We start from the raw sequence: 13306 nt of genomic DNA on the forward strand, positions 1-13306 counted from the left end.
CGGTGCACGACACCCGCGGACCGCGCCACGACGGGGCGTGGACGCGCGAGACGAACGGGCGGCGAGCGATGACGACGGGCGAGTTGAAGGACGAGGGCGGCACGGACGGGCGGGCGACGGTGGTGATCACCTCGCCGGAGGAGCTGATCGCCTCGATACCGGCGATGCTCGGCTTCCCGCCGGGGCCGGGGTCGGTGGTGATCCTGTGCGGTCGCACCGCGGACGGTGGACAGGGGCCGGTGGTGCGGATGGACGTCGACGGGCTGCTGGACGACGGCCGTGGATTCCCCGGGGCCGACGACCTCCTCGACGACCCAGACGACCCCGACGACCTCGCCGACCTCGACGATCCGTTAGTCGAGGACCCGCTGGACGGCCTCCCCGGTGACGCGGGCGACCCCGGCGACGCCGCGATCGGTCGTGCCCGTCCGGCGATCGACCCCGGCCCGGCGCGGGGACTCGCGCGGTTCTGCGCGCGGGAGGGCATCGACTCGGTGCACCTGGTGGTGGTCCACGAGAACTGTGCGGACGGGTATCTGGCGGGGCTGCGTGCGGAGGACGCCGCGTCGGCGTTCGAATACTGGCTGGGCGAGGCGGGCACCGGGGTGGAGGCGGCCTACGGGGTCGGTGAGTTCGCCGAGGGGGAGCCGTGGGTGGATCTGTTCGGGATGACCCGGGGTGTGCAGATCGACCCGGACACGACGCAGATCGCCGCGGTACACGCGTACGACGGCCGCGTCCGGGCCGGCTCGAGGGACGAGATCGACCGGCTGTACCTCGTCCGCGACCCCGACGCGTGCGACGAGGACCGCCCGGATGACGCCGTCGTGGGCGGTGCGGGAGAGGTGGACGCGGCCGACCCGGGTGGCGGGTCCGCAGGGGGACGCGACCGGCGCGCGGAGCGGGCGCGCGCGGTCGCGGCGGCGGTGGAGCGCCATGACGACGCCGCGCGTCGGCTGGGAGTGGGGGAGGAGGTCGACGACGACGAGCTCGCCGCCATCGGGCGGGACCTGCTGGTGATCGCCGTTCGTGACGAGATCTACCGACGTCTCGCGCAGCGGGGGCTGGGCGATCGCGACGGTCGGCGGCTCGTGTGGTGGGCGGTCGCGCGTCGTCGGCCCGCGCGCGAACGCTCGGTGGCGCTGTTGCTGTTGGGTGCGGCATCGTACTTCGCGGGCAGCGGGGTGCACGCGTGGTCGGCGCTGTCGGCCGCCGTCGACGCCGACCCGGGGAACAACCTGGCCCGGCTGCTGCTGCAGGGGCTGCACCACGGGATGGCGCCCGAGCGGCTCAGGAGGGTGGCGGCGACCGCGTGAGCCGTGTCCGCGGCGGGAGGCCGCCCGTCAGCGGGGGGCCGAGTGGGCGCGGTCGCCGAGCGCCCCGGTGAACGCCCAGGCGTCCTCGACCACCGTGCGCAGGTCCGTCCGGGTGGGGTTCCAACCGAGCTCGGCGATCGCCCGGGCGCTCGAGGCCACGAGGACCGCGGGGTCGCCGGCGCGCCGGGGGGCGACGACGTCCGGGATCGGGTGCCCGGTGACCTCGCGGCACACGTCGATCACCTCGCGGACGGAGAATCCCTCGCCGCTGCCGAGATTGAGCACACGGTGGACCCCCGGGGCGTTGGACTCCAGGGCCAGCAGGTGGGCGTCCGCGAGGTCCGCGACGTGGATGTAGTCGCGGATGCAGGTGCCGTCGGGGGTGGGCCAGTCGTCGCCGAAGACCTTGATGTGGTCCCGGTGACCCAGGGCGACCTGGAGCACCAGCGGGATGAGGTGGGTCTCCACGACCCGGTTCTCACCCGCGCCGTGGTAGGCGCCGGCGACGTTGAAGTAGCGCAGGCTGGTCGCGGCGAGTCCGTGCGCGACCGCGTACGAGGTGATGGCGTGGTCGATCGCCAGCTTGGTCGCCCCGTAGGTGTTGGTCGGCCGGGTGGGCATGTCCTCGGTGATGGGCACCTGCTCGGGCTCGCCGTAGGTGGCCGCGGTGGAGGAGAACACGAGGTTCCCGACACCGGCCGCCCGCATGGCGTCCAACAGGGCCAGCGACGTGACCACGTTGCCCTGCCAGTACTCCTCGGGCTTCTCGACGGACTCGCCGACGAGCGAGCGCGCGGCGAAGTGCAGCACGCCGTCGAAGGACGGGTCGAGGACCTCGCCCGCGCGGGCGGCGACGTCACCCTCGAGGAAGGTCGCCCCCTCGGGGACGCCGTCCCGGTTACCGGTGGACAGGTCGTCGAGGATCACCACCTCGTGCCCGCGCTCGATGAGGACGGTGGCGCACACTCCGCCGACGTACCCGGCCCCGCCGGTGACGAGGAGTTTCACGACAGGATCTCGACCTGGATGGCGTGGGCGTGGTCGCCGTCGAGTTCGACGGTGCGGCCGTCCCCCGAGTCGAGTTCGACGAGGTGCCCGCGGCGGGTCGCGGTGACGGTCTTGAGCGGCTCCACGCCGGCGGCGCGGAACTCGGAGATCAGGTCCGTGTCGATCTGCACGTTCTCGCCGATCGCCCGGATGCGCACGGTGTGCGGTGTGTCGGTGGGCAGCGCGGATAGCCGGACGTGGTCGCCGTGGTCGAGCGTCGACTCGGCGTAGCCGATGCGGTCCAGACCGGGGATCGGATTGCCGTAGGGCGACGTCCGGGGGTCGTCGAGCACCTCGATGAGACGCCGTTCGACGTCGTCGCTCATCACGTGCTCCCACCGGCACGCCTCGGCGTGGACCTTCTCGAGCTCGAGCCCGATCACGTCCACCAGGAGCCGCTCGGCCAGGCGGTGCTTGCGCATCACGTCCACCGCGAGCTCGCGCCCGGTGGCGGTGAGCTGGAGGTGCCGGTCGGGTGCGACGAGCACCAACCCGTCGCGCTCCATCCGGGCCACCGTCTGGCTCACGGTCGGGCCGCTCTGCTCGAGGCGCTCCGCGATCCGCGCCCGCAGCGGGATCACGCCCTCCTCCTCGAGTTCGTAGATGGTGCGGAGGTACATCTCGGTGGTGTCCACCAGGTCCTTCACGCTGCAGTCCTCCACGTCTGGATTCGAATCGACATCCCGGTGGGTGACGACACCGACCGGGTTCTCACACCGAGACTACCGTCGGGCCACCGACCGGGGTGGGGAGCCGACGTTCATCGGCCGCCCCCGTCGTCGCCGCGTAGATTGTTGAGGTGATGTACCCCACGGATCTGGCGGGGTGCGCGGGCCGGGAGAGACCCGGTCCGACGAGAGGGCGGTGGCCATGGCCGGGATCGCGGACGGCGTCGAGGCGAAGGTGGTGTGGAGCCCGTCGCTGCTCGAGTACCGACACTCCGCCGATCACCCCATGAGTCCGAGGCGCCTCGACCTGACCATGTCGCTGGCCACCGAACTCGGCGTGCTGCAGGGGGTGGAGTTGCTCGATCCCGGCACGGCCGGTGACGACGAGCTGCTGCGGGTGCACACCTCGCGCTACATCGACGCCGTGAAGGCGGCCGGCGACCTGTCGCCGGGGGAGCACGTCGGGATGAGCCACGGTCTGGGCACGGCCGACAACCCGACGTTCCCGGCGATGCACGAGGCCAGCGCGGCGGTCGCCGGCGGCACGCTGACGGCCGCCCGCGCGGTGGCCAGCGGGGCCGCGACGCGCGCGGTCTCCGTCGCCGGCGGGATGCATCACGCGATGCCCGCGGCCGCCGCCGGATTCTGCGTGTACAACGACGCGGCCGTGGCGATCAGCTGGCTGCTGGACAACGGTTTCGACCGCATCGCCTACGTCGACATCGACGTCCACCACGGCGACGGCGTCCAGACCGCGTTCTACGAGGATCCCCGCGTCCTCACGGTCTCACTGCACCAGCACCCCGCGACCCTCTGGCCGTCGACGGGCTGGGCGTCCGAGGCCGGCGTGGGCCGCGCGGAGGGCACGGCCGTCAACCTCGCGTTCCTGCCCGCGGTCACCGACGACCTCTGGCTCCGCGGTTTCCACGCCGTGGTCCCGGGCGTCCTGCGCGCGTTCGAACCGCAGATCATCGTCCTGCAGGCGGGGTGCGACTCGCACCGCGAGGACCCCCTCGCCGATCTGTCGTTGACCGTCGACGGACACCGGCGTTCATACCTTGACGTCATCGCCCTGGCCGACGAGCTCTGCGAGGGGCGCCTCATCGCGGTCGGCGGCGGTGGCTACGAGCTGGTGCGGGTGGTCCCGCGCTCGTGGACCCACCTCATCGCGGCGGTTCTCGGGGCGCCGGTCGACCCGGGCACGGCGATCCCGGAGGGGTGGCGGTCCGCCGCCGGTCGGCTCACCGTTCCCGATCGGGTCCCGAAGGTGATGGGCGACGGCGAGATGCCGACGTTCGCACCGTGGGAGCCGGCGGGCGCCGACCGCGGGGTCGAGATGGACCGCTCGCTGGCCCGGCTGGACCAGTCGATCCTCGACACCCGTCGCACGGTCTACCCCCTGCTGGGGCTCGATCCCGACGACCCCCGGGACTGACCGCTTCTCGAGCCCCGTCCGGCACGACCTCGCATTGGAGGACCCCATGGCGCACCCCGGCGACCCCGCGACCGGCCCCACCGCGACCGAGACCCCGGAACCCGGCGGGCGTCCGGGCGATCCGCCCCCCGCGGTCGATCCGCCCGAGCACGCCTCGACCGACACCTCGGTCGACGAGTACCCCGAGGGCTACCCGCACGAGTGGGCCGCGGACGTCCTCGGCTCGGACGGCCGGGCGGTGCGGATCCGCCCGATCCTGCCCAACGACGCCGAGAAGATCGCCCGCTTCCACACCAGCCTGTCCGAACGCACCCGTTACCTGCGCTACTTCGGATCCCGGGACGTCCTGAGCGATCGGGAACTACGGCGGATGACCCACGTCGACTACCGCGACCGGATGGCGTTCGTCGCCGAGTTGGGCGCGGAGATCATCGGGATGGCGATCTACGAACGGCTGCCGGACTCCACGTTCGCGGAGGTCGCCTTCACGATCTCCGATCAGCACCAGGGCCGGGGGCTGGGCTCGATCTTCCTCGAGCACCTGGCCGGCGCGGCGGCCGAGTGCGGGATCGACCACTTCGAGGCTGAGGTCCTCTCCGAGAACCGGTCGATGATCCAGGTGTTCCGCCGAGCCGGGTACGAGATCTCACGGTCCTTCGACGGCTCCACGCTGCACCTCGAGTTCGCCATCGATCCCACCGAGGCGCTGACGAACGTCCGGAACTCGCGGGAGGCCGCGGCGGAGGCCCGGAGCCTGGCGCGGGTGCTGAACCCGGGATCGGTCGCCGTGATCGGCGCGTCCGACCAGGTGGGCAAGATCGGCCACACCGTCATGCGCAACCTCATCGGCAACGGGTTCGCCGGCCCCGTCTACCCCGTCAACTCGGACGCCACCTCGGTGCAGTCGGTCCGCGCGTACGCGAGCGTCCGGCACATCCCGGATCCCGTCGACCTCGCCGTCGTCGCCGTGCCCGCCGCCTCGATGTCGGAGGTCCTCGACGACTGCCTGTCCAAGGGGGTGTCGACGCTCGTCGTCATCTCCGCCGGGTTCTCCGACGTGGGGAGCGCGGGAGTCGTCTCGGAGCGACGACTGGTCAGCGAGGCCAGGGCGCACGGGATGCGCGTCGTCGGCCCCAACGCGCTCGGTGTGATCAACACCTCCGCCGACGTCAAGCTCAACGCCACGCTGGCCGAGGTCGTCCCCGGCCCGGGCCGGGCCGGATTCTTCTGCCAGTCCGGTGCGCTCGGCATCGCGATCCTCGCCGCCGCGGCGCGGCGCGGGCTCGGGCTGTCGATGTTCGTCTCCGCCGGCAACCGCGCGGACGTGTCCGGTAACGACCTGCTGCAGTACTGGGACACGGACACCTCGACCGAGGTGGTCCTGCTCTACCTTGAAAGCTTCGGTAACGCCCGCAAGTTCTCGCGGATCGCGCGGCGTGTGGCCCGCAACAAGCCGGTCGTGGTCGTGCGGCGGGCCGTGGACGACCTGGAGTCCGGCGTGGAGGGGCTTACCGCGAATGCGATCGGGGGACTGTTCCGCGACTCCGGCCTCATCCAGGTGGACTCCATCACCGACATGTTCGACACCGCCACCCTGCTCGCCTACCAACCGCTGCCCACCGGCGGCCGCCTGGGGATCGTGGGCAACTCCTCGGCCGTCGGCAGGCTCGGCGCGGACTCCGCCCGCCAGCAGGGGTTCACCGTCTCCCACGCCGTGGACCTGGGTGCCGGGGCGTCGCCCGAACAGTTCCGCGAGGCCATCGCGGACGCGCTCGCGCGAGACGAGGTCGACTCGGTTCTCACGGTGTTCGTCCCGCCGGTCGCCACGGATCCGGACTCCTATGCCGAGGCGATCCGCGCGGCGGCGGCGGAGAGCGCCAAGCCGGTGGTGAGTACGTTCCTCGCCGGCGAGGGCCTGCCCGAGGGGTTGACCGTGACGGACGAGTCGGGCGTGGCGGCCCGCGGTTCGATCCCGTCCTACCCCTACCCGGAACGCGCGGTGTCGGCGCTCGTGCGGGCCCGGCGGTATGCGGAGTGGCTCGACCGGCCCGCCGAGGAGCCCGCCGAGTATCCGGACATCGACCGCGCGCGGGCCCGCGAGCTCGTGGACTCTCTGTCCCAGCTCCACGCCGGGACCGAGTCGTTCGAGCTCACGCAGGGCCAGGTCCGGGCCCTGCTCGAGTGCTACGGGATCGACATCGTCGACTACCGCGTCGTCACCGACGTCGATCAGGCCGTGATGGCGGCCGACGAGCTGGGCTACCCGGTAGCGGTCAAGGCGATGAGTGACCGGTGGCGCACCCGCAGCGACCAGTCGGGGGTCCGCCTCGACCTCGCCGACTCCGCGGCGGTGCGGCACGCCTTCGCGTTGCTCCAGTCCACGACCGGGTCGCGGTCGCTGCACGTGCAGAAGATGGCCACGAAGGGCGTCGCGGTGACCATCCGCGTCGCGGACCACCCGATCTTCGGCTCGTTGATCTCGTTCGGACTGTCCGGGATGCTCTCCGACCTGCTCGCCGACCGGGCGTTCAGCACACTGCCCATCTCCCCCTCCGAGGCGTCGGCGCTCCTCGGCAGACCGCGGGCGGCGCCGATCCTCGACGGCTACGCGGGGGACGCGCCGGTCGACCGCGACGCACTTGTGGAACTCATGGGGCGGGTGTCATGTCTGGTGGAGGACGTCCCCGAACTGCGCCGCCTGGCGATCGACCCCGGACTGGCCGCACCCGACGGGCTCTCCGTGCTCTACGCCACTGTGCGGCTCGGTCCGCCGCCCCGCTTCAGCGGGAACGAGGGGCCCCGCAGGCTCCGCTGACGCCGGTGCCCGGTGCCCGGTGGCCGCGGCGACGACCACGCGGGCACCGGCACAGACGAGCGGCGGCCCCGCCCTTCGTGGGCGGGGCCGCCGGAGTGTGACCGGGGTCGGGGAGGATCAGACCGCGTAGGACCGCAGCTTGTCGGCGCGACGGCCCTCACGGAGCTTGGCCATGACCTCACGCTCGATCTGGCGGACGCGCTCACGGGACAGGCCGAAGCGCTTGCCGATCTGGTCGAGGGTGCGGGGCTGCCCGTCGTCGAGCCCGAACCGCAGGGTGATGACCTGCTGCTCACGCTCCTCGAGAGTGGCCAGCACGGCGCGCACGTCCGAGTGCATGACGTTGGACACCACCGTGTTCTCGGCGCTGGTGGCCTCGGCGTCCTCGATGAAATCGCCGAGCGGGGCCTCCTCGTCCGCGCCGACCGGCATGTCCAGGCTCACCGGGTCGCGCGAGTGGTCGAGGAGCTCCTCGATCTTGTGAGCGGGGATCCCCGACTCCTCGGCCAGTTCCTCGAGTGTGGCCTCGCGGCCCAGCTGCTGGTGCAGCTCACGCTTGATGCGCGCGAGCTTGTTGACCTGCTCGACCAGGTGGACCGGGAGACGGATCGTGCGCGACTGGTCGGCCATGCCGCGCGTGATGGCCTGGCGGATCCACCACGTGGCGTAGGTCGAGAACTTGAAGCCCTTGGCGTAGTCGAACTTCTCCATCGCACGGATCAGGCCCAGGTTGCCCTCCTGGATGAGATCCAGCAGCGGCATCCCCCGGCCCGTGTAGCGCTTGGCCAGCGAGACCACCAGACGCAGGTTGGCCTCGAGGAGGTGGGCGCGGGCGGCCTCGCCCTCGGCGACGATCGTCTTGAGATCCGCCTTCTTCACCGGGCCGAGACGCTTCTTGGTCTCCAACAGGTGCTTGGCATAGAGACCGGCCTCGATCCGCTTGGACAGCTCCACCTCGTCCTCGGCGTTCAACAGAGCCGTCTTGCCGATCCCGTTGAGGTAGACACGGACCAGGTCAGCGCTCGGGCTCTGGCCTTCCGGATCCGCCTCCGTCCGACGGTCCGATCGGGTGATGGCTGACGTCATGTCTCCTCCTCCTGCCTGGCCTTGTGACGAGGCCGGCGTTCGGTTGCTGGTGGACGGATCAGGCGCGTGCCCGGGTCACGGTCACGTACACCTACAACGACGGGGGTGCCGGCAATGTTCCCCGACCGATGATTTCGGTCACGGACCGTGCCGTAAAGGCCGTCACCCTGCCGCGTCGGCGGCTCAGGCCGAGCCCGGCGTCTCCACCAACACCGTGAACGGGCCGTCGTTGACGGAGTGGACCTGCATCATCGCGCCGAACACGCCCGTGGACACCTCGAGTCCCCGCTCACGCAGACCGGCCACCACCGCCCGGACCACGGGCTCGGCCCTGTCCCCGGGAGCCGCCCTCGCCCACGACGGTCGCCTGCCCTTGGCGGTCGAGCCCATCAGCGTGAACTGACTGACGACCAACACCGGGGCGCCCACCTCCGCGACGCTGCGCTCCTCCCGCAGGATCCGGAGCTCCGAGATCTTGCGGACCATCGTCGCGACGTCCGCCTCGTCGTCGTCGTTCGAGACCCCCAGCAATACCAGGAGGCCGGGCGCCGACAATGACCCGACGAGCTCTCCGTCGACGGTCACCGACGCCTCGGTGACGCGCGAGATGACCGCCCTCACCCGCGCGGCCCCCCGGGCGCGGCGGCGACGGCCCCCGGCGGCAGGAGGCCCGGCACACCGACCGGCACCACGAACCCGTGCACGAACAGGTCCGCGATCACCCGTCGGACGGGTGCGGCCAGCTCGTCCGGATCCTCACCGGCGCCGGCCGCGGCGAGCACCACCAGGTCCTCCAACGGAAGCGCGCCCGTCCGGGCGCCCTTCAGCACCGCCGCGGTGAGAGGGTCGATCTCGTGGCGCCAGCGGGCGCCGGTCACGCGCTCCACCACCACGGTCGACGCGCCCGGCGCGCCCGCCCCCTCCGGGTCGGTCGGTGCGAGGGATTCCGAGACGTGCAGGTGGACGTCGGGCGAGACCGTGAACACGGTCGCGTCCAGGGCGCGGTCCTGCCCGCCGTGGCGCCCGGCGGCCGCGCGCAGCCACGCGGTGCGCGCGAAATACGCCTCCGCCTCGTCCCCGAGGCCTTCGCCGAACGGATGGGTGAGGTCCTCGCACAACACCGACGACGGTCCCTCGACGCGGCGGAGATACACGTAGCCGAACCCGACCCCGGCGACGTCCTCGGCCTCGAAGTGGTCCAGCCAGCGGTCCGTCGCCCGCCACGTGGACTCGTCCCGCGGATCCATGCCCTCGTCCGTGAGCCACGTCCACACATACAGTCCCGGCTCGGAGACGTCCCGGCGGAGGATCCAGGCGTCCACGCCCTCGGACGGCACCCACGACGCCACCCGGCTCCGCCAATCGGTGTCCTCGCGCTCCACCCAGGACGCCAACATGACGGCCGTCCCGCCGTCCGCCAGATGGTCGGCGGCGCCGGACACCACCGTCCGACTCGCACCATCGAGCGCCAGGCCCGACTCGCGGTACGAATGCCCGGTCTCCGGCGGCCCCACCACGAACGGGGGATTGGCGACGATCCGGTCGAATCGACGGCCCGCCACCGGCTCGAACCACGAGCCCCGCAGTAGCTCGGCCCGCAGGTCGTTGATCGCCAGCGTCGCGGCGGCCAGTTCGAGGCACCGCGGGGTGATGTCGGTCCCGGTGGCGGATCCGGCGGTGTCCAACGCGTGGACCATCTGGATGCCGCACCCGGTGCCCACGTCCAGAACCGACCCGGTCGGCGAGGTGGGCGTGACCCGCAGCAGCGAGAGCGTCGCCTGGCCGACCCCCAGCACGTGGTCCGGCCGGGTGACGGTCCGCACCATCGACCCGTCGGGATCCGCGAACACCCACCGCGTCCCGTGGCCGGTGTCCACCGGGCGCAGGTCGACCACCGCGCGCAGTGCCGCACCGCCGTCGGCCGGCTCCCACAGGCCGGCGTCCACGCCTGCGCGCGGCTCGACGCCGGGGAGCGCGTCCGTCACCGCGGACGTCGGCAGCGGATCACCCAGCGCGAACAGGCGCACCAGCAGCCCGGCCGGACCTGCCGAGCACGCGTATCGGCGCACCGTCGCGGCGTCCGACCTGCCCAGCGCCGCGACCGCCTCCGGCCCGAGCCTGCGCTCGAGGCCCTCGACCGTGTAGTCGTGCCGGCGGAAGGCGTCCGCGAGCGCGGGCGCGAGATCGGCGAGGGTAGGGGTCGGGCTCGTCACTGGTCGGAGTCGCTCTCGTCGGGGGTGGGGTGGCTGCGGGGTGACCCGGAGCCGGGGGAGTCGGGCCCGGGGTCGGTCCGGTCGTGGGGGGCGCTGTCGGTCCGGGTCGAATCGGGCCCACGTTCGGTCCGGCCGTGGGGGCCGCCGTCCTGGCCGGTCGCACCCGGCGGCGGGCCGATCGCGCGGCGGCCCCCGGTGTCGGCATCCGGACCGGAGCCGCCCGCGGCGCCGGTGAGGCTGGACGGCAACGCGTAGGGGGCGTTCGAGGGCAGGCTCCCGGCGGTGTACGTCCGGGCCTGCCCTTTGGGCAGGGGCGGTCGGTCGTTGGCCCCGATGACGGCGATCCACGGGATCGGGATGGACCCCGCCACGATCGCCAACGCGATCCACGGGTTGTTCCAGAGGGCGAGCGACCCCGCGGCCAGGAGCAGCGCGGGGATCCGCACGCTCATCAGCACGAAGTAGCGCTTCTTCCGGGCCGCGAGCTCGTCCCTGTAGGACTCACGCGCGCCCGTGATGAGCACGGGGCTCGAGGTGTCGTCCCGTTCGCCGGATCGATGACGGCGGAAGTCGGGTGCCATGGGGCCCAAGGTACTCCGGCGTTGGCGCGGCGACGCCCGGGTGCGGCATCATGAGGGGGTGAGCACCACCCGGACCAAGACACTCGAGCGCCCCGAGGTCACCACGACCGAGGAGACGCAGGACGACGCGCCCAAGTTCTTCCACTACGTGGACAAGAGCAAGATCGCGGAGAGCGCGGTCATGGGCACCTATGTGATCGCCCTGTGTGGTGAGGTCTTCCCGGTCACCCGCTCCGCCAAGCCCGGCTCGCCGGTGTGCCCGGAGTGCAAGCGCGTCTACGAGACTCTGAAGCCTGGTGAGTGACCCCGGCGCGGTCCCGGGCCCAGACGAGACGACCGCAGAATCCGCCCCCCGCCCCGCCGGGGGTGGTTCGCTGCGCGCCTGGCAGCGGACCGCTCTGCGCAAGTACCTCATGGCGCGGCCGAAGGACTTCCTGGCCGTGGCAACGCCGGGCGCCGGTAAGACGACCTTCGGTCTGCGGGTCGCCTCCGAGCTCCTCGCCGACCGCACAGTCGACGCCATCACCGTCGTCGCCCCCACCGAGCACCTCAAGTACCAGTGGGCTGCGTCAGCCGCGCGATCCGGCATCGCGCTCGACCCCGAGTACTCCAACTCCTCGGGCGCCCTGGCTCCCGAGTACCACGGGGTGGTGGTGACGTACGCCCAGGTGGCCGCGCACCCATTCAAACACCGCGAACGCACCGCCTCGAGGCGGACACTGGTGATCCTCGACGAGATCCACCACGGCGGCGACGCGAAGAGCTGGGGTGACGCGATCCGCGAGGCGTTCGAGGACGCCGAGCGGCGCCTGTCGCTGACGGGTACCCCCTTCCGTTCCGACGACAGCCCGATCCCGTTCGTCACCTACGAACCAGACGGGCAGGGGCACCAGCGCTCCAAGGCCGACCACTCGTACGGCTACGCCGACGCCCTGGCCGACGGCGTCGTCCGGCCGGTCGTCTTCCTCGCCTACTCGGGCGAGGCCCGCTGGCGGAGCAACGCCGGCGAGGAGTTCTCGGCCCGCCTCGGCGAGCCCCTGAGCGCCGACCAGATGTCCCGCGCCTGGCGCGTCGCGCTGGACCCCCACGGCGACTGGATGCCGGCCGTCCTGCAGGCCGCCCACACGCGCCTGCGGCAGATCCGTGCGGGCGGGGTGCCCGACGCCGGCGGCCTGGTGATCGCGACCGACCAGGAACGCGCGCGCGACTACGCGGCGCTGCTCACCGAGATCACGGGCACGCCGCCGACGCTCGTCCTGTCCGACGACCCCACGGCCTCCAGCCGGATCGGCACCTTCTCCGACTCGACCGACGAGTGGATGGTCGCCGTGCGGATGGTGTCCGAGGGCGTCGACGTCCCCCGGCTGTGCGTGGGCGTCTACGCCACCAGCGCCTCCACGCCCCTGTACTTCGCCCAGGCCATCGGCCGTTTCGTGCGCTCCCGCCGGCCGGGGGAGACCGCCTCGGTGTTCCTGCCGTCCGTGCCTGTACTCCTGCAGCTGGCCTCGCAGATGGAGGCCCAGCGCGACCACGTCCTGGGCAAGCCACACCGGGAGGAGGCGCTGGAGGACCAGCTCCTCGCCCAGGCGAACCAGCAGCAGGACGAGAACACCGAGGACGAGGAGGACCGAGGTTACATCTCCCTCGGCGCCGACGCGGAACTCGACCAGATCGTGTACGAAGGGTCCTCCTACGGGACCGCGACCTTCGCCGGCAGCGAGGAGGAGGCCGACTATATCGGCCTGCCCGGACTGCTGGGAGCCGACGACGTCAAGGCGCTCCTGCGGCAGCGGGAGAAGGAGCAGATCAAGCGGGCGTCCGCGGAGTCTTCCTCCGGACCCGGCGCGGTCGCCGTCGTGGGCTCCGACCCGTCGGTGGCAGGCACGACGCTTCCCGGGAACGCGGCCGGGCCCGGTGCCCATGCCGGGGCCGCCGCGGACCGGGTGGCCTCCGCCGCCGAACTCAAGGACCTGCGACGCCAGCTCAACACCCTCGTGTCGGTGTACTCAGGCCGGCTGGGCAAGTCGCACGGCGCGATCCACACCCAGCTGCGCAACGCGTGTGGTGGCCCGCCCGTGCCGATGGCCTCCGCCGAGCAGATCCGGGAACGGATCAGCCTGCTCCGCAGCTGGTGAACGCCCCTAC

The 13306-nt window shown here is 72.3% G+C and carries 11 protein-coding genes; 5 read left to right on the forward strand and 6 right to left on the reverse strand.

The annotated features are described in order from the left end of the window. The first annotated feature begins 2 nt into the window (after positions 1–2). Positions 3–1316 carry a DUF4192 domain-containing protein gene (locus VYL96_RS07375; protein ID WP_243699775.1) on the forward strand — a complete coding sequence of 438 codons (1314 nt, stop codon included), beginning with the start codon at positions 3–5 and terminating at the stop codon, positions 1314–1316. Positions 1317–1343: 27 nt separating this feature from the next. On the opposite strand, the gene galE is transcribed toward VYL96_RS07375, so the two are convergent. Both galE and VYL96_RS07385 read right to left on the reverse strand, forming a co-directional pair. After that, positions 1344–2324 (reverse strand): UDP-glucose 4-epimerase GalE, encoded by a 981-nt coding sequence (galE, locus tag VYL96_RS07380; protein ID WP_007627545.1) that lies wholly within the window; start codon positions 2322–2324, stop codon positions 1344–1346. Then, positions 2321–3010, reverse strand: coding sequence for an iron-dependent transcriptional repressor DtxR (locus VYL96_RS07385; RefSeq protein WP_007627547.1), 690 nt, complete (start codon positions 3008–3010; stop codon positions 2321–2323). The genes galE and VYL96_RS07385 overlap by 4 nt, the downstream gene beginning before the upstream one ends. A gap of 223 nt (positions 3011–3233) precedes the next feature. Here VYL96_RS07385 and VYL96_RS07390 point away from each other — a divergent pair, with 223 nt between their 5' ends. Further along, entirely contained in the window at positions 3234–4466 is a 1233-nt protein-coding gene (locus VYL96_RS07390) for an acetoin utilization protein AcuC (protein WP_043566431.1), read from the forward strand. A 46-nt stretch (positions 4467–4512) separates the two neighbouring features. Then, complete coding sequence (locus VYL96_RS07395) at positions 4513–7281, forward strand: bifunctional acetate--CoA ligase family protein/GNAT family N-acetyltransferase (RefSeq protein ID WP_131886313.1); 2769 nt, start codon at positions 4513–4515, stop codon at positions 7279–7281. A gap of 117 nt (positions 7282–7398) precedes the next feature. Here VYL96_RS07395 and VYL96_RS07400 read toward each other — a convergent pair whose 3' ends face one another. The 4 genes from VYL96_RS07400 to VYL96_RS07415 all read right to left on the reverse strand — a co-directional run bounded on the left by VYL96_RS07400 (position 7399) and on the right by VYL96_RS07415 (position 11161). Next, positions 7399–8367: a sigma-70 family RNA polymerase sigma factor gene (locus VYL96_RS07400; RefSeq protein WP_061228814.1), complete on the reverse strand. Its 969-nt coding sequence runs from the start codon at positions 8365–8367 to the stop codon at positions 7399–7401. Between the two features lie 183 nt (positions 8368–8550). Beyond that, positions 8551–8988 carry a D-aminoacyl-tRNA deacylase gene (gene dtd, locus VYL96_RS07405; RefSeq protein ID WP_061228813.1) on the reverse strand — a complete coding sequence of 146 codons (438 nt, stop codon included), beginning with the start codon at positions 8986–8988 and terminating at the stop codon, positions 8551–8553. Next, positions 8985–10580, reverse strand: a complete 1596-nt coding sequence (locus tag VYL96_RS07410; protein ID WP_131886314.1) for a DUF7782 domain-containing protein — start codon at positions 10578–10580, stop codon at positions 8985–8987. Before VYL96_RS07410 ends, dtd begins: the two co-directional genes overlap by 4 nt. Beyond that, on the reverse strand, positions 10577–11161 hold the full coding sequence (locus VYL96_RS07415; RefSeq protein ID WP_243699776.1) for a DUF3099 domain-containing protein: 585 nt from the start codon (positions 11159–11161) through the stop codon (positions 10577–10579). The genes VYL96_RS07410 and VYL96_RS07415 overlap by 4 nt, the downstream gene beginning before the upstream one ends. Positions 11162–11219: 58 nt before the next feature. Between VYL96_RS07415 and VYL96_RS07420 the strand changes: the two genes are divergently transcribed. Both VYL96_RS07420 and VYL96_RS07425 read left to right on the forward strand, forming a co-directional pair. After that, complete coding sequence (locus VYL96_RS07420) at positions 11220–11465, forward strand: DUF3039 domain-containing protein (RefSeq protein ID WP_007628744.1); 246 nt, start codon at positions 11220–11222, stop codon at positions 11463–11465. After that, positions 11458–13296, forward strand: a complete 1839-nt coding sequence (locus VYL96_RS07425) for a DEAD/DEAH box helicase (RefSeq protein WP_131886315.1) — start codon at positions 11458–11460, stop codon at positions 13294–13296. The genes VYL96_RS07420 and VYL96_RS07425 overlap by 8 nt, the downstream gene beginning before the upstream one ends. Positions 13297–13306 lie beyond the last annotated feature (10 nt).

The sequence above is a fragment of the Dietzia maris genome (assembly GCF_036287335.1).
Lineage (GTDB): Bacteria > Actinomycetota > Actinomycetes > Mycobacteriales > Mycobacteriaceae > Dietzia > Dietzia cinnamea.